A 16,701-nucleotide genomic window follows, 5' to 3' on the forward strand; every position below is an offset into this window, starting at 1 on the left:
ATTTCTTGACGACCATAGAGCATTGGAACCACCTGATCCCATCCCGAACTCAGCAGTGAAACGATGCATCGCCGATGGTAGTGTGGGGTTTCCCCATGTGAGAGTAGGTCATCGTCAAGATTAAATTCCGAAACCCCTATCTGCGTATGCAGGTAGGGGTTTTGTTTTGTCCGCAGGAAAGTGCGAACGGACATCACCGGTACTTGATCACAATCCCTTTGAGTTTCCGACCTTCGATGGTTTTTACGTCGCGAGCCCACAGTGGACCGTTGACATAGGCGCCCACCGATTGGATATGGTCGTAGACCACAACCACGGCATCGCCGCCGAGCTTGGCGGACTCTTCGCGTAGTTTTTCTTCTACCTGAGTGATGGGAGGAGCAGGCTCGACTCTCGCGTCGATGAGCAGTGACAGTTTGAGGCGAGTGGACTAAGGCACGTCCTGGGCAGGCAGTGGGGTTCCTCCGAACAATCCGCGGCTGTACGAGGTAGCGTGTTGACGGTAGCAGACAGTCCGGCAGTTGCCAGAAGCCCAACCTTTCAGGTTGGGCTTTTTTCATGCCTTGAGAAAGTGAGTTTTACTGATCCTTTTCGCAGTTCACCATCCACGACACCCCAAACCGATCAACCAGCATCCCGAAACGTGCTGCCCAGAACGTCGCTTCTAGTGGCATTTGAACGCTGCCGTCTTCCGACAATGCAGCGAAGATCCGTTCAGCCTCCGCAATGCTGTCGACATTCAGTGAAACCGAACAGCCGCTCATTTCGTCAGTAGGGCGATCAGGTGTTGTGTCCGAGCCCATGATCGCCTGATCGCCCACCAGCAGGCGGGTGTGGATGATCAGGTTGTGGTAGTCCGCCGGAAAGTGCTCGCGCGCGGGGCTTTCGCCGAAGGTCATCATGACTTCGATTTGGCCTGGCAGGCTTTGGGCATAGAAGGTGAAAGCGGCTTTGCAGTCGCCATTGAAGATCAGGTAGGGATTGATTTTCATGCTTTGCTCCCGGTAACGAAGAAGCGGAGGGAGGCTGAATTCACCTCCAGCTCCGCAGTGATTGGGCTCCCATTAGCAAAGCGTTAGATGTCGTGATTGGCGGGAATTGTTTAGATGTTTTTTCTATTGAAGCGACGTGGCTTATGGCTTCCTGCGCCTAGGTGTCGATCCACGATCACGGAAATATCGTCCAGGGCCCTCAAGCTACTGCGCGTGAAACCGAGGGGCGCAGCAAACGCTCGATGGCACCACTGACCAGGTTTTCCAACAGCTCATCTCGCTCCGCCTCACTCAGCGTGTGCTGCGCCAACCAGCTGGGCGCGCTGTTCAGCAAATTGGCGATGGCGTGCCCGGTGGCAAGTTGCGCCTGCTCGCTGAGACGAGGCCTTGTTCCGAGCATCAGCAGCAGTCGGCGCTCGTATTGCTCGCGCAGTTGCCGAACCCGTTCCTGTTGTTCTTCATTCAGGCAGCCGCTGTCACGCTCCGCCAGACGAAAATGCCAGGGCATCTCCTGATGCAGGTTCAAATGCGCTCGGATAAGGGCGTGGAGTTTTTCACGTTTTGCCGGCGCCTTTTGCTCGATCCGCCCTAGGGTTGCCAACAGTTCTTCGTAGAACTCTTCGATCAGGTCGAGCAGCAAGTGCTGTTTGCTGGGGTAATGGTGATACAACGAGCCGGGAGCGAGCCCCAGGCAGGTCGCGAGCTCACGCATGCCGACCTGTCCGAAACCTTTGCAGGCGAACAGCTCCAGCACCTTGTCCCGATACTCGGCAAAGCGCGAGCAACGCTCAGGCATAGGCATGGAAGCCACGCCCCGTTTTGCGCCCCAGGTAACCGGCGGCGACCATTTCCTTGAGCAGTGGAGCAGGACGGTACTTGCTATCGTTGAAGCCGTCGTAGAAGGCTTCGAGGATGGCCAGCACGGTGTCCAGGCCGATCAGGTCCGCCAACGCCAACGGCCCTATCGGCTGATTGCAGCCCAGGCGCATGCCGGCGTCGATATCTTCGGCGCTGGCCAGGCCTTCCTGAAACACCAGGATCGCTTCGTTGATCATCGGCACCAGAATCCGGTTGACCACGAAACCCGGACGGTTGCCCGCGGTGATCGCGGTTTTACCGAGAGTGGTCGCCATGTCCAGCGCCAAGGCGTGGGTGGCGTCGCTGGTTTGCAAACCGCGAATCACTTCGATCAGACCCATCACCGGCACGGGGTTGAAGAAGTGCAGACCGATGAAGCGCTCAGGCTGGCTCACGCTGGCCGCGAGTTGGGTGATGGACAGCGAAGACGTGTTGGAGGCAATCACGCAATGATCGCTGACCTGCGCGGCAATCTGTTGCAGCACGCGCAGTTTCAGTTCGAGGTTTTCGGTCGCGGCTTCGATCACCAGTTGCACGTTCTGCAGGTTGCTGTAGTCGGTGCTGGTGCGGATCTTGTCGAGGGCGGCGAGCTTTTGCTCTTGCGTCAGCGTTTCCTTGGCGATCTGTCGATCGAGGTTTTTACTGACGGTTGCGACGGCCTTTTGCAGGGCGCTCTCGGAGATGTCGAGCAAGGTCACGTTAAAACCGGCCAAGGCGCAGACTTGCGCAATGCCATTGCCCATGGTGCCTGCGCCGATCACGCCAATGTTTTGCAGATTCATGTTCTGTCCTTCCGATCAAATCCCGCGATACCTTGGCCGCCGTAGTGGCCGAAGGCGTACTATTGGCCGCGAGTCTAGAGCCGGCAGGGCGGTTGTCCTATGCCGAAACTGTTCAACGGCACTGGTGTTTTTTGCCATTCGGGTGATGGGGAGAGAAGCGTTCACATGCGGGAAAAGGACTCGGTTTCCGCCTACTTCGTGCAGGCAATGATCCATGGGCTGGGAAACAATCCGCAACGTCAGAGGGCTGCGCTTGAACAGGCCGGCATCGATCCGGCGTTGATGGAGCAGCCCACCGCGCGTGTACCGGCGAGTGCGTTTGCCGCGTTGTGGTTGATTCAGATCCGCGAGCTCAACGATGAGTTCTTCGGGCTCGACTCCCATGGCATGCCGCCGGGCGGTTTCGCCCTGATCTGCCGGGCATTGATTCAGGAACCTGACCTGCACAAAGCCATGCGCCAGTGCCTGGCCAATTTCGCACTATTCCTCCACGACTTTCGCGGCACGCTGACGGTGCGCGGGAAACGTGCAGTGATCAGCCTGCAGAATCACTCGCCAAACAGCGACGTCAGTCGTTTGGGCGAGGAGACGTTTCTGGTATTGATGATCAGTCTGCTCTGCTGGCTGGGTGGGCGGCGCATCCCCATCGACCGCGCAGATTTTCGCCATGAGCGTGTGTCGCTCAGCGATGACCGTTTACTCTGGGGACCCAACCTGACCTTTGGCGCCGAGCGCACCGAAATCGAATTCGCCAGCCACTATTTGCGTCTGCCGGTGGTTCAGGATCTGGCCTCACTAAAAGTGTTTTTGCGCACCGCGCCGCAATGGCTGGTGATCCGTTTTCGTAATCAGCACGGCCTGGCGTCGCAGGTCCATCAGCGCCTGCGTAACAGCCATTACAGCCAATGGCCGACCTTGCAGGCCTTCGCCCTGGAACAGCACCTGAGCCCCAGCACCTTTCGCCGAAAACTGGAGCGGGAAGGGTGTTCGTATCAGGAGATCAAGGACGAGGTGCGGCGTGGCGTTGCGTTTGAGCAACTGCGTCACAGTCGTGCGAGCATCAGTGACATTGCCGAGCAGCTTGGCTTTCAGGAGCCAAGCGCGTTTCACCGGGCGTTCAAGAAGTGGACGGGGGAAAGTCCGGGACGGTATCGGGCGAGGTATCAGGGGGGGATCACGGAGTGAACCCTGTTCTCGATCGTTTCACCTCGTTACTCGACCAGGCGAGACGCGCCTTGCTGCTGGTCTGGGCAACGTCTCGCGGGCTGTTTCTGGGATTGGTGCTGGCGACGTTGATTGCCGGTGTACTCCCGGCACTGGCGGCCTGGTTGGGACAACGCATTGTCGATGCGGTGGTCACGGCCATGCAGTTGCACGCACAACAGGGCAGTGCGCCGTTGTGGCCGGTCGTGCGTTATGTGCTGTTTGAAGCGGGCGTGCTCGCATTGTTGTCCGGGACTCAGCGGGCGCTGTCGGTCCAGCAATCGCTATTGCGGGTGCAGTTGGGGCAGAAGGTCAATACGATGATTCTGGAGAAGGCCCAGACGTTATCGCTGGTGCAGTTCGAGAATTCCGAGTTCTACGACAAACTGGTTCGAGTGCGCCGCGAAGCATCGACCCGACCGTTGGCACTGGTGATGAAATCATTGGGGCTGATCCAGAACCTGATCGTGTTGATCAGCTTCGGCGTGTTGCTGGTGCATTTTTCTCCTTGGGCGCTGGTGCTGCTGGTGGTCGGTGCACTACCGGTATTCTTCGCCGAAGCACATTTTTCCGGCGATGCTTTTCGATTGTTCACCCGTCGCGCGCCGGAGAGTCGACAACAGAATTACATCGAAACGTTGCTCTCTCACGAGGGCTACATTAAAGAGGTCAAACTGTTCGGCTTCGCGCCGCTGCTGTTGAAGCGTTATCGAGACACGTTCGCACGGCTCTATGCCGAAGACCGGCGCCTGACGCTACGTCGGGATGGCTGGGGATTTGTCCTCGGTCTACTGGGCACCGGCGCGTTTTATCTGGCCTATGCCTGGGTCGTGGTTGATACCGTCCATGGCAACATCAGCCTCGGGCAGATGACCATGTACCTGGTGTTATTCAAGCAGGGGCAGACGGCAGTCAGCAGCAGCTTGAGTGCTATCAGCGGTCTCTACGAGGATGGCCTTTACCTCTCCAGTCTTTATGAATACCTGGCCGAGCCTGTCGTGGCGGATACCGGCAACCTCACCGTGGGGGCGGTGCCCGGCGATGGCCTGCGTTTCGAAAACGTCGGCTTTCGTTATCCGGGCGCCAGTCGCGCTGCGTTGGAAGGCATCGATCTTCACCTTGTGCCCGGCCACAGTGTGGCGCTGGTGGGGGAGAACGGTTCGGGCAAGACCACGCTGATCAAATTGCTGACGCGGCTGTACCGTCCTGATCAGGGCCGTATCCTGCTGGACGGCAGCGATCTGCAAGCGTGGGAAGAAGACGCGCTGCGACGGCGCATCGGGGTGATTTTTCAGGACTACATCCGCTACCAATTTTCCGTTGGCGAGAACATCGGCGTTGGTGACACCCTGGCGTTCAACGATGAACAGCGCTGGCAGGAGGCCGCCGCCGAGGGCATGGCCGCGCCCTTTATCGAGGGGCTGGATCGAGGGTATGCCACTCAGTTAGGGCGGTGGTTTGCCGGGGGGCAGGAGCTGTCCGGCGGGCAATGGCAGAAGATCGCGTTGTCGCGCGCCTACATGCGGCGCAACGCCGATATCCTGATTCTGGATGAGCCGACCTCTGCACTCGACCCGGCAGCGGAAGCGGCGGTATTCGAGCATTTCAGTGAGCACACCGAAGGCCGGATGACGTTGCTGATCTCTCACCGGTTTTCCAGCGTGCGCAATGCGGACCACATCATTGTGCTGGACCAGGGAGCGATCCTTGAACGGGGCGATCACGACAGTCTGGTGGCCGCGGGCGGGCGCTATGCGCAGTTGTTTGATTTGCAGGCCCGGGGTTACCGATAGACCTCAAGACTCCCGGGAAACCCGAACCACGGCCGGTCCGGCCATTTGTGTCGGTTTTGTTTTCATCAAACCGTCGAGTGCCTGGCGATACTGGGTACCGCCCTGGCTCATGCTGTTGTTGTGTGTACCACCGGGCACCAATAACAGGTGCTTGGGTTCGTTGGCGGCATTGAACAACTGCTGGCTGAACCGCGAGGGCATGAACGGGTCGGCCAGGCCATGGACCACCAGCAACGGCATGTTGATGTCGACGATCTTGTCGATGGAATCGAATTTCTGCGACAGCAGCCAGCGTACCGGCAACCATTTCACCGGCAGGTTGCTGTCGGCCACTTGCGCCACGGCATCGCCCAGCGAGGTGAAAGTGGATTCGATTACCAGACCGCGCACCGGTACCACGCCATGCTCCTTTTTCGCCTGTGCGGCCAGGTCTGCCGCCAGGTCGATAGCCACCGCGCCACCCAGGGAATGGCCGTAGATCAGGCGCTTGTTGGCGTCCGGTTGCATCTGGGTGAAGCGCTCCCAAGCGGCTCGCGCATCCTCATAAACACTGGCTTCCGACGGCAGATCCCCCTTGCTCTGGCCAAACCCGCGGTAGTCGATGGCCAGCACCGAATAGCCCATGGCGCGCAATTGCTCGATGCGGAACGCCTGGCCCGTCAGGTTCCAGCGCACGCCATGCAGGTAGAGGATCGACGGCGCATCGCGACGCGCGGCCGGCCACCACCAGGCATGCAGGCTTTGCCCGGCCTTGAAACTGGCGGGCTTGATGTCGAATTCCTGAACGTCCTGCGGCAGACCACGATACCAACCAGCGTTGCCCGGCTCGATGCGGAACAGCAACTCGCGTTCTGTGTACTTGAGCACGCCGCAGCTCACCGGCAAGCCGACGATTAGCACGGCCATGCACAGCAGCGGCAGCCAGCGTCGGCCCAAGCGGCTCATCAGATTGGAAAACATGCGGTGGCCCGGAGGATCAAAAGGAAAGTTCGGGTTTTAACAGAAGCGTGGCGAAGGCAGGAATAAATTCGACAGTCGTATGTATGGCCCGACGCCGCACCGTCGGCGCGCTTATTGGGGTCAAGGCTTCCGGTGGCCTACGCGATTACCCGACTGCACTGGCGATGATCGAGGCCGGCGCCACGCGACTGGGCACCAGCTCGGGCATCGCGATCATCAGCGGCGCCCTGGCGGCGGGTGAGGGCTACTGATCAGTCCACCCGCAAGACAATCTTGCCGATGTGATCACCCGCTTCCATCCGGGCATGAGCCAGCGACGCGTCGGTCAATGGATAGACCTTGTCGATCATCGGCAGGCAACGCCCGGCGGCGAGTACGGGCCAGACGTACTCGTGCAACTGTTCGGCGATCGAGGCTTTTTCTTCGCGGGTGCGCGCGCGCATCAGTGAGCCAGTGATCGTCGCGCGTTTGCCCAGGATCGCCAGCAGGTCGACGTCTTTGGCGTGGGCGCCACCGAGAAAGCCCAGCATCACCAGCCGACCGTCCATACCCAACGCCGCGATATTCTGATTCAGGTACGAACCGCCCATGATGTCGAGGATGACATTGACGCCCTTGCCGGCGGTTCTTTCCTGGATGACCTGGACGAAGTCCTGATCGCGATAGTTGATCGCCTCGGCCCCCAACGTGCGGATCGCCGCACACTTCTCCTCACTGCCCGCCGTGGCGAAAGCCTTGATGCCGAATTCGCGACACAACATCAACGCGGTGGTGCCGATGCCGCTGGTGCCGCCGTGAATTAATGCGCGCTGGCCTTTGCTGGCGCCGCCCATGTCGAACAGATTGGCCCACACGGTGAAGAAAGTTTCTGGCACCGCCGCGGCGTGCACCCAATCCATCCCTTCAGGAATCGGCAACGTCTGGCTGGCCGGTGCAACGCAATATTGTGCGTAACCGCCGCCGTTGGTCAGTGCACAGACATTATCGCCGACGATGAATTCGTTGACGCCAGCGCCGATCGCCACCACTTCACCGGCCACTTCCAGACCGGGAATCGGGCTCATGCCGGGTTTCATCGGGTACTTGCCGGCGCGTTGAATCACATCGGGACGGTTGACCCCGGCAGCGTGCACGAGAATCAGCACTTCGCCTGCACCTGCGGTGGGGACCGGTTCCTGGCGCGGCTTTAAAACCTCCGGACCACCGGGTTCGGTGATTTCAATCAGGGTCATGGTTTGGGGCAGATTCATGTCGGCGTCCTGTTGAGAAAGTCATCTGTAAATGGGATCGCATGAGTGAACGAATGATTCAATCCAATGCACTGATCCCTGTGGGAGCCTGCTCGCGAATGCGGTGTGTCAGTCACCTACTTTGTTGAATGCGACGCCGTCTTCGCGAGCAGGCTCCCACATTGTTTGATCTGTTCAGCAAGCGCATGACCTGTTCCAGTAACAGTGCTACCACAATGGCGCCGGCTGCAATGACAAACAATAACGCGTGATCGCCGCCGCTGGCGTTGAACAACGCCGAATACGCATACCCGGCGATAGCCTGAAACGTAGCGAATGAAACCGTCGCGCGGCTCCAGGCAAGTTGCTGTTGATGATGCTGTGGGACCAGTTCGTGAACCCGTCACCGCCCGCAGGGCCAGCACTGCACGAATCCCTGTAGGAGCTGTCGAGTTAAACGAGGCTGCGATCTCTTGATCTTTATGGCATTTCCGGCAGTTCTTGCGGCCGCAGGTCAAAGATCAATACCTCGGCATCGACGCCATTGCTCAAGGTCAGCACCTGTTCATCGCGAACCCGCACGCCATCGCCTTCCTGCAACGGCACGCCGTTGAGCTCGACATTGCCGCGGGCCACATGCACATAGGCATAGCGGTTCGTGGCCAATTCCAGCGCAGCGCTTTCCTTACCGTCGATCAGCGCCGCATACACCCGTGCGTCCTGACGCACCTTCAGCGAGCCTTTCGCCCCGTCGGGGGAGATGATCAGTTGCAGACGGCCGCGTTTCTTTTGCGGGCTGAAATGCTCTTGCTGATAGCGCGGTTTGGCGCCGCTGATGTCCGGCACGATCCAGATTTGCAGGAAGTGCACCGGCCGGGTGGTCGAGTGGTTGTATTCGCTGTGCGCCACGCCGCTGCCGGCGCTCATCAACTGCACGTCGCCGGGGCGGATCACCGAGCCAGTGCCCAGGGTGTCTTTGTGTTCCAAAGCACCTTCGAGCACATAAGAGAAAATCTCCATGTCGCGGTGTGGGTGCTGGCCGAAACCTTTACCGGCGGCAACCCGGTCATCGTTGATCACCAGCAGGTCGGAAAAACCCTGCTCTTTCGGGTTGCGATAGTTGGCGAAGGAAAAGGTATGGAACGACTTCAACCAACCGTGATTGGCCGCGCCGCGATCCGAAGCTTTGCGAAGGGTCAGCATGATGAAATCTCCTGTGGGGACGTTGATTCGTCCGAGTGAGGAGAAGGTTAATGGTTACGGGTTGGTGCAATAAGTAGGTGGAAATTGAAATACTGTCCTGTTGAGGTTGACAGTGATCGGCAGGCGATCACGTATTCTTCTCCGACGCCGATGCCACATTTGGCCATAATGCACAGCATTCTTCTGATACCGACACCAAACCCTGTGGGAGCGGGCTTGTCTCCGGGCGGCGATCCGACGAAAGCGGCGTCACATTCAATATTGTGGGTGACTGATACACCGCTTTCGCGAGCAAGCCCGCTCCCACAGGGGGGTGGTGTTTGGCAGATGGATTTTCTTTTGACTTCAGTGATTTTGAACCCATGAAAACCGTGGCTATTGTGTTGTTCCCGGACTTTCTCCTGCTGGACATGGCAGGCCCGATGGAAGTGTTTTCCATCGCCAATCGATATCTGGCACCGGATGATCGTTACGAACTGTCGACCATCGGCACCGAGCATGGCGCACTGCGTGCCTCCAACGGCGTCAGCGTCCAGGCCGATTTGCACATCGATCAGGCGGATCAGGCGTATGACCTGTTGCTGGTGCCGGGCGGTCCGGGTGCCTATAACGAAAAACATCCACCGTTGTTGTGTTGGCTCAAAGCCGCGGTCGGTCGCGCCGAGCGATACGGCTCGATCTGCACCGGCGCGTTCGTGCTGGGGCATGCCGGTTTGCTGGACGGCTATCGCGTGACCACCCACTGGCATTACACCGAACGACTGATCAAAGGCTTCCCGAAGGCTACCGTCGAAACCGATCAGATTTACGTGCAGGACCGCAACCTCATCACTTCCGGCGGCGTCACTGCCGGCATCGACCTGGCACTGTCGGTGGTCACCGAAGACCATGGCAAGAAAGTCGCCCAGGACGTCGCCAAGGTTTTGCTGGTGGTCATGAAGCGGCAGGGTGGGCAGGCGCAATTCAGCCCGTTGATGGCCGCTGTCGCACCGCAGGAAACACCGATCACTCGTGTGCAGAACTTTGTGCTCGAACACCTCGATGAAGCATTCAGCATCGAACGCATGGCCAGCCTCGCGAACATGAGTGCGCGGCACTTCGCCCGGATGTTTGCTCGGGAAGTGAACATGACGCCCATGGAATTTCTGCAAAGTGCGCGTATCGACAGCGCCAGGAATCTGCTGGAAACCAGCGACTTGCCACTCAAGACAGTGGCGTTCAAAAGTGGCTTCGGCAGCGTACGGCACATGCGTTTTCTGTTCAGTGAAAAGCTTGGTTTGACGCCGACCCAATACCGTGAGCAGTTCAGCTAGAGCCTTCTTGTCCGTTATGCGCACCGTGATGGCTGTGACGCTCCCTCCGTGGCAGTTGTACCGTCACTGATGCCTGCCAAGATACCCTGAACGCTTTGCAATGGAGGTGCGGGAACCTGGAAGGCGGGTGCAAGGGATGTTGCTGCACTGTGAGCCGGGCCAGGTTTCAGCACGTGAATGTGCATGAACAGCCTCAGAGATTTAAACAGCGATGCGGTGCTGCGATTCGGCCCCTATGCATTCCATCTGCGGCAACGGCTGATCCTCGAAGGTGATCGACCGCTGCGCATGGGCGGTCGGGCGCTGGATATCCTCCAGGTGTTGGTCGAGCGCGCCGGCAACGTGGTCAGCAAGGACGAACTGATTGCTCACGTCTGGCCGACGTCCGTGGTCGAGGAAATCAACCTGCGCGTGCACATTGCCGCCCTGCGTCGGGCGCTTGGCGACGGGCAGAATGGCCAGCGCTACATCGTCAACATTCCCCAGCGCGGTTACAGTTTTATCGCCCCGGTGCAGCCCGCGTCCGCGAGCACGCGGCTCTTGATCGAGACCGTGCAAAAACATCAGCACAACCTGCCCGCACGACTCACGCCGGTGACCGGTCGGGATTCGCTGGTCGGCAGTCTGGTCCGGCAGTTGCCGGTCCGGCGTTTCATGACGCTGGTCGGCCCCGGCGGCGTCGGCAAGACCACGGTGGCGTTGCGTGTCGGCGAACTGCTGTTGCAGCACTATGAAGAGGGGGTGTGGCTGGTTGATTTCGCAGCGATCGGTGACCCCGCGCGAGTGGTCGATCATCTGATCCAGACCCTTGAACGGGAGATTGGCACGACGCTGGAGGTGCTGGCAAACTGGCACGCGTTGCTGGTGCTGGACAACTGCGAACACCTGCTGGAACGCTGTCGAACCCTGGTCGAGGATTTGCTGATGTCGGCGCCTCGGCTGTCCATTCTGGTGACCAGCCGCGAGCCTTTACAGGCAGGAGGGGAAACGGTTCAGCGTGTACCGTCTCTGGCGGTGCCGCCCGCGTCGGCGTTGCACAGTGTCGCCGAAGCCATGGGGTATTCGGCGGTGCAGCTGTTCGTCAGCCGTGCCCGAACCCGTCAACAAGGGTTTGCCTTGCGCGAACAAGACCTCAAGGCGGTCCGTGAAATCTGTCGGCGGCTCGACGGTTTGCCACTGGCCATCGAACTGGCTGCGGCGCAGATCCATGCGCTGGCGTTGGTCGGTTTGCAAGCTCAGCTGGATAACTGTCTTCAGCTGCTGACCCAAGGCCGGCGTACGGCGGTGCCCCGACATCAGACGCTCAAAGCTGCCCTGGACTGGAGCTATGAACGGCTGAGCCTGCCGGAACAAACCGTGTTGCAGCGCTTGTCGGTGTTCAAAATGTCATTCACCCTCGATGCCGCGATTGGCGTGTGCAGTTGCGCGGAGCTGAAGCCCGATCAACTGGCGGCGCTGGTGACGCGATTGGTCGCCAAATCGTTGCTCTCGATGGATCAGGTCAACGGCACGACCCGTTATCGCTTTCTCAACACCACGCGCACCTATGCCCTTGAGAAGCTCGAACACAACGGCCACCTGCGGGCGTTTGAGCAGCGCTATTCGCATTACATCAGCCGGGCGCGCTGGGTCTCAGGCGTGCAGTTGCCCATTGAGCTCCTCGAGTAATCGACGGACTTTGCTCAGGTCCGGTGTAGAAAATCCCTCGGTGAACCGATTGTAGATCGGCGCCAGCAGCTCATGAGCTTGCTGATACAGGCCCTGACGCTGCCAAAGTTGCGCCAGCGAGGTGGCGCTGCGCAGTTCCCAAGCCAGGGCGCCCTGATGTTTCGCCACGTTCAATGCCCTGATCAGCACGGCCTCGGCCGCTTCGGTTTTCAGTGGGCAATCCTCGGCCAGCAGCGCATCAGCCCGGGCCCGCAGTACTTCCGCCGTGCTCCAGCCAGCCGTACCAGTGTCGGCCCGTTGCAACAGGGCGTCATCGACGAAACTGCCATCCAGCGTGACCATGATGTCCTTGATCAGCCCCACGCCTGGCTGAAGAGGCAAGTGCGCCTCGGCGCTGTCGATCACCTGCGCATAGTGTCGGGCCCAGGTGTAGAACAGCAGCACCGAGTGTTTCTGTGCTTGTTCCAGCAGCTGGCGCAAGAGTTCACGAGCCGTTCGGGTATCGCCGTTGTAGTGAGCGATCGGGCAACCGGCCAGCGCCAGGGTGTAGCAGATGGACGTGCCGTGGTTGATCTGGGTCGCAATGTCCAGCGCTTGCCGGGCGGTGTGCCAGGCTTGTTCTGGTTGCCCCTGCAACCAGAGGATGCGCGCCAGAATCGTCAAGGCGGCGACGCTCTGATCGTAGTGCACTCCAAAACCGTAGGTGAAGCGGTTGAGGTGGCCGCTCTGGGCCATGCGCTGAAGCACCTGCTCGGCATTGATCCGCGCCTGCTGTTGGTCCCCGGCAAAGTGCAACGCCAGCACCCGCAAGCGATGCATGCTGAGGGACAACACTGCATCGCCGTGCAGTCCCAATCGATCGAATTGCCGGCTCTGTTCCAGGGCCAATTGATAATTGGCGCAACAGAGGTTGACCGCCATGTGCCCGGACACCGCCCGCAACTGACCGGCCAAATCGTTGCATTGCTTGGCCAGGGTTCTGGCGCTGACGAAAGCCTCGATGGTTTCAGCCGTGCTCATCTGAGTGTGATAGCAAGAACTGCCGAGGGCGAGATGCAGGGCTATTTTCAGCTGCGGGCAGGGATCGGACGTTGCATCGAGCAGGGCCAGCGCCCTGCGCACGTAGAGGCCGTGCTCCTTGAGCAGCGACAGCTCCTGCCACAGCGGCGTGGAAGCTGCCGTCAGGCGGATCGCCAATGCCTGCGGTCCTTGCGCGTTAAAACACCAGTCGAGGGCCGAACGAATGTCTTCCAGACCGCGGGTATAACGCTCGATCCATGTACCTGTCGGGATCAGCTCCCAGTCGTGCTGGGCCTGATTCATCAACGCCAGGCAGCGCTTGGCGTGACGTTCCCGGGTATCGGGCAGGTCGGCGGCCTGGTCGAGTTTCTCCAGGGCATAGCTGCGGGTAGTGTCGAGCAATCGGTAAAACACCTCTTCGTCCCCCACCTCCACGTTCAGCAGCGATTTGGCCACCAGTTGCGTGATCGAGCCAAACACTGCTTGCGGTTCGATGTGTTCGCCGACGATCACCGCCGCCGCCGATTCCAGGGTGAACCCGCCCCTGAACACACCCAGTCGGCGCAAGCAGGCTTGTTCGCAGGCATTGAGCAGCTCGAAGCTCCAGTCCAGTGTGGCGCGCAAGGTTTGGTGTCGGCCCAGTGTGGTCTGGCAACCCTGGGTGAGCAGGCGAAAACTGCCTTGGAGCTGGGTCAGTAATCCGCTCAATCCGAGGCTGTTGACTTGCGCGGCCGCCAATTCGATCGCCAATGGAATACCGTCCAGACGCCGGCAAATTTCAATTGCCAGCGGCAGCTCGTCATCGGTCAGTTCGAAGCTGTCGTGGCTGGCCATCGCCCGTTCGACGAACAACTGCAGGGCGGAAAAGGTCAGGGCCTGAGTGCGGTCTGGCACGGCAATGGGGGGAGGGCAGTCCAGCGACTCCAGGCGTTGGACACATTCACCTTCGGCCCGCAAGCTCTCACGGCTGGTGGCCAGAATGTGCACCTCTGGCGCGGCGCGCAGGAGGCTCTCGCTCAGCAATGCGATGGCGTCGACCAGGTGTTCGCAGTTGTCGATCACCAGCAGCATCTGTCGGTCGCGCAAAAACGCGGCGAGGCCGCTCATCGGCTCGGCGTCGTGCAAGGACAGTTCGAGCAATGTCGCCAGGTGAACGGTGATCATCGATGGATCATTGATCGGCGCCAGGTCCAGCAGGCGAATGCCATCCCGGTAGCGCCCGATCAGTTGTTCGGCGACACGCAGGGCCACGGTGGTTTTGCCGATCCCGCCGGGCCCGACCAGAGTAATGAAACGCTGGCGTGACAGCTGGACCACCAGGCTATCGACGAGAGACTGGCGGCCGATCATGCGGGTTCGACGAACGGGCAGGTTGTGGCCACTCGGCACGTATGCTGCGCTCCCTGGAGGGTGCTCGATGTGCTCCAGCGAATACGGCGCCACAAAGCTGTACCCGCGCTGCGCCACGGTGATGATGTAACGCTGGCCGGCCTGTCCGTCGCCGAGGGCCTTGCGCAAGGCGGCCATGTGCACCCGCAGGTTGATGTCTTCCACCACGTTTTTCGGCCAGACCCTGGCGATCAGCGTTTGTTTGCTGACCACCTCCCCGGCGTGTTCCAAAAGGATCAACAGAATGTCCATGGCACGTCGACCCAGGCGCAGGGGCTGGTCGGCCTCCATGACCAGACGTTGTCCGGGATAGATCCGGTAGGGGCCGAAATGGATGGCTTTGTCGGGGGGAAGGGTCAACGTGTCACTCCTGCTTGCAGCCGTCTGATACGCGGTTTTCGAGCATATTCGTCAGGTTTTTACGGCAACGCAATGCGCTGGCCGGATGACTCTGCGGCGTCTGCCTGGACTGCTGGTTCTCCGCCCTTGTTCATGGGTTCCGTAATTATTGGGCGCGACGGTCTTGAAGGTATCGCTGAGGCTTTTGGCGCGCCAGGGAAAATTAACAACGTTTAACTCGTCCTGCGTCCGGTCTACGCTCAAAACTCTGCATCTTCAACGGCCACCGGTCTGTGGGAGCGAGCCTGCTCGCGAAGGCGGCGGCACATTCAACATCGTGGGTGACTGATACAACGCTTTCGCGAGCAGGCTCGCTCACACAGGGGGACTGCCGTGGAACAAAGGGATTAAACATGTCATGAGGACGTCGGAATGAGCAACGTGGTGGTGGTCTATCACAGTGGCTACGGGCACACCCGTGTCATGGCCGAAGCCGTGGCCCAAGGCGTGGAAAGGCACGGCAGTACCTGCCGGCTGATTTCGGTCGAGGACGTGGACCGGCACTGGGACCATTTGCACAACGCCGACGCAATCATCTTCGGCGCGCCGACCTACATGGGTAGCGCCTCGGCACCCTTCAAGGGGTTCATGGACGCCACGGCGGCGTTCTACCTGGCCCAACCCTGGCGCGACAAACTGGCGGCCGGCTTCACCAATTCCGGCTGTCTGTGCGGCGACAAACTCAACACTTTGCTGCAGATGGCAGTGTTCGCCGCGCAGCACTCAATGATCTGGGTTGGCCTCGACCTGCTGCCGGCGCGTTCGAGCACGGGCGTGTTCGATGGGCAAATGAATCGCCTGGGCAGTTCGCTGGGCGCCATGGCGCAGTCGAATGTCGAACAGTCCCCCGAACGCGCACCGCCCCCCGAAGACCGCCGCACCGCCGCCCATCTGGGCGAGCGAGTGGCGCGGCTGGCTGAACGCATGAGCCACTCACCGGTTTGATTCACCCCAACACTCACTAAGGAGACAACACATGAGTACGTTCACGACCCGAGACGGCACCGAAATTTATTACAAGGACTGGGGCACCGGTCAGCCTATTGTCTTCAGCCATGGCTGGCCGTTGAACGCCGACAGCTGGGAGTCGCAGATGATCTTCCTGGCTGCCAAAGGCTACCGGGTGATTGCCCATGATCGCCGCGGTCATGGCCGCTCCAGCCAGCCGTGGACCGGCAACGACATGGACACCTACGCCGATGATCTGGCGCAGTTGATCGAGTGGCTGGACCTCAAAGATGCCGTGCTGTTCGGCTTCTCCACCGGCGGCGGTGAAGTGGCGCGCTACATTGGTCGCCACGGTACCGAGCGCGTAGCCAAGGCCGGGCTGATTTCTTCGGTGCCGCCGCTGATGCTCAAGACTGAAGCCAACCCTGGCGGCCTGCCGATCGAGGTGTTTGACGGCATTCGCAAGGCGTCCCTGGCCGACCGTTCGCAGCTTTACATCGACCTCGCCAGCGGTCCGTTCTTCGGCTTCAACAAACCAGACGCCAAGCCATCCCAGGGCATGATCGACTGGTTCTGGATGCAAGGCATGACCTCCGGCCACAAGAACGCTTATGACTGCATCAAGGCATTCTCCGAAACCGACTTCACCGAAGACCTGAAGAAGTTCGACATTCCGACGCTGGTGGTGCATGGCGATGCTGACCAGGTGGTGCCGATCGAAGCGTCGGGTATTGCGTCTGCAAAACTGGTGAAAGGATCTACGTTGAAGATCTACCCCGGCGCCCCCCATGGCTTGACTGATACCCACAAGGATCAGCTCAACGCCGATCTGCTGGCGTTTTTGAAGGACTAAGCGTTAATCCCAGGCCCCCCGATCCTATGTCATGGAAGCTTTGTAGCGGGTTTATTGCGCGTGAAGTTGAGCGGTGCAGGCGGGGCGGTGG

The 16,701-nt window shown here is 59.9% G+C and carries 13 protein-coding genes, 1 rRNA gene and 3 pseudogenes; 8 read left to right on the plus strand and 9 right to left on the minus strand.

Annotated elements, in window-relative coordinates; genetic code table 11:
• Positions 1-4: 4 nt before the first annotated feature.
• Positions 5-120 (plus strand): 5S ribosomal RNA (gene rrf / locus KGB03_RS30150).
• A gap of 73 nt (positions 121-193) precedes the next feature.
• Here rrf and KGB03_RS30155 read toward each other — a convergent pair.
• From KGB03_RS30155 to KGB03_RS30170, 4 genes and pseudogenes are all read right to left on the minus strand, one after another.
• Positions 194-409: pseudogene (locus KGB03_RS30155) on the minus strand (hypothetical protein); the annotation flags it as partial.
• A gap of 169 nt (positions 410-578) precedes the next feature.
• Positions 579-992, minus strand: a complete 414-nt coding sequence (locus KGB03_RS30160) for a VOC family protein (RefSeq protein ID WP_134104782.1) — start codon at positions 990-992, stop codon at positions 579-581.
• Between the two features lie 199 nt (positions 993-1,191).
• Positions 1,192-1,794, minus strand: a complete 603-nt coding sequence (locus KGB03_RS30165) for a TetR/AcrR family transcriptional regulator (RefSeq protein WP_218538674.1) — start codon at positions 1,792-1,794, stop codon at positions 1,192-1,194.
• The gene (locus KGB03_RS30170; protein ID WP_192407627.1) at positions 1,781-2,632 is read right to left on the minus strand and encodes a 3-hydroxybutyryl-CoA dehydrogenase; all 852 of its coding nucleotides are present in this window, start codon (positions 2,630-2,632) and stop codon (positions 1,781-1,783) included. Before KGB03_RS30170 ends, KGB03_RS30165 begins: the two co-directional genes overlap by 14 nt.
• 165 nt (positions 2,633-2,797) lie before the next feature.
• Between KGB03_RS30170 and KGB03_RS30175 the strand changes: the two genes are divergently transcribed.
• Positions 2,798-3,817, plus strand: coding sequence for an AraC family transcriptional regulator (locus KGB03_RS30175; RefSeq protein ID WP_192407629.1), 1,020 nt, complete (start codon positions 2,798-2,800; stop codon positions 3,815-3,817).
• A complete protein-coding gene (locus KGB03_RS30180; RefSeq protein ID WP_111452044.1) occupies positions 3,814-5,628 on the plus strand; it encodes an ABC transporter ATP-binding protein in 1,815 nt (604 codons plus the stop codon). Before KGB03_RS30175 ends, KGB03_RS30180 begins: the two co-directional genes overlap by 4 nt.
• A gap of 3 nt (positions 5,629-5,631) precedes the next feature.
• Here KGB03_RS30180 and KGB03_RS30185 read toward each other — a convergent pair whose 3' ends face one another.
• Positions 5,632-6,588 (minus strand): alpha/beta hydrolase, encoded by a 957-nt coding sequence (locus KGB03_RS30185; protein WP_111452045.1) that lies wholly within the window; start codon positions 6,586-6,588, stop codon positions 5,632-5,634.
• Positions 6,589-6,608: 20 nt separating this feature from the next.
• Between KGB03_RS30185 and KGB03_RS30190 the strand changes: the two are divergent.
• Positions 6,609-6,839 (plus strand): annotated as a pseudogene (locus KGB03_RS30190) (2-deoxyribose-5-phosphate aldolase); the annotation flags it as partial.
• Here the strand turns inward: KGB03_RS30190 and KGB03_RS30195 are convergent.
• The 3 genes and pseudogenes from KGB03_RS30195 to KGB03_RS30205 form a co-directional block, all read right to left on the minus strand.
• Positions 6,840-7,838 carry an NAD(P)H-quinone oxidoreductase gene (locus KGB03_RS30195; RefSeq protein ID WP_218538677.1) on the minus strand — a complete coding sequence of 333 codons (999 nt, stop codon included), beginning with the start codon at positions 7,836-7,838 and terminating at the stop codon, positions 6,840-6,842.
• 112 nt (positions 7,839-7,950) lie between these two features.
• Positions 7,951-8,220 (minus strand): annotated as a pseudogene (locus KGB03_RS30200) (YbfB/YjiJ family MFS transporter); the annotation flags it as partial.
• A gap of 77 nt (positions 8,221-8,297) precedes the next feature.
• The gene (locus tag KGB03_RS30205; protein ID WP_218538678.1) at positions 8,298-9,020 is read right to left on the minus strand and encodes a pirin family protein; all 723 of its coding nucleotides are present in this window, start codon (positions 9,018-9,020) and stop codon (positions 8,298-8,300) included.
• A gap of 362 nt (positions 9,021-9,382) precedes the next feature.
• Here KGB03_RS30205 and KGB03_RS30210 point away from each other — a divergent pair, with 362 nt between their 5' ends.
• A complete protein-coding gene (locus KGB03_RS30210) occupies positions 9,383-10,333 on the plus strand; it encodes a GlxA family transcriptional regulator (protein ID WP_192407636.1) in 951 nt (316 codons plus the stop codon).
• A 183-nt stretch (positions 10,334-10,516) separates the two neighbouring features.
• Positions 10,517-12,001, plus strand: coding sequence for an ATP-binding protein (locus KGB03_RS30215; protein WP_223530805.1), 1,485 nt, complete (start codon positions 10,517-10,519; stop codon positions 11,999-12,001).
• On the opposite strand, the gene KGB03_RS30220 is transcribed toward KGB03_RS30215, so the two are convergent.
• A complete protein-coding gene (locus tag KGB03_RS30220) occupies positions 11,966-14,770 on the minus strand; it encodes an ATP-binding protein (RefSeq protein WP_223530807.1) in 2,805 nt (934 codons plus the stop codon). The two genes, KGB03_RS30215 and KGB03_RS30220, sit on opposite strands and share 36 nt — an antisense overlap.
• A gap of 411 nt (positions 14,771-15,181) precedes the next feature.
• Here KGB03_RS30220 and KGB03_RS30225 point away from each other — a divergent pair, with 411 nt between their 5' ends.
• Positions 15,182-15,754: a flavodoxin family protein gene (locus KGB03_RS30225; RefSeq protein ID WP_218538681.1), complete on the plus strand. Its 573-nt coding sequence runs from the start codon at positions 15,182-15,184 to the stop codon at positions 15,752-15,754.
• A gap of 31 nt (positions 15,755-15,785) precedes the next feature.
• Complete coding sequence (locus KGB03_RS30230; RefSeq protein WP_111452052.1) at positions 15,786-16,610, plus strand: alpha/beta fold hydrolase; 825 nt, start codon at positions 15,786-15,788, stop codon at positions 16,608-16,610.
• The last annotated feature ends 91 nt before the right edge of the window (positions 16,611-16,701 follow it).

Source organism: Pseudomonas sp. BF-B-26, from assembly GCF_019956495.1.
Classification (GTDB): Bacteria; Pseudomonadota; Gammaproteobacteria; order Pseudomonadales; family Pseudomonadaceae; genus Aquipseudomonas.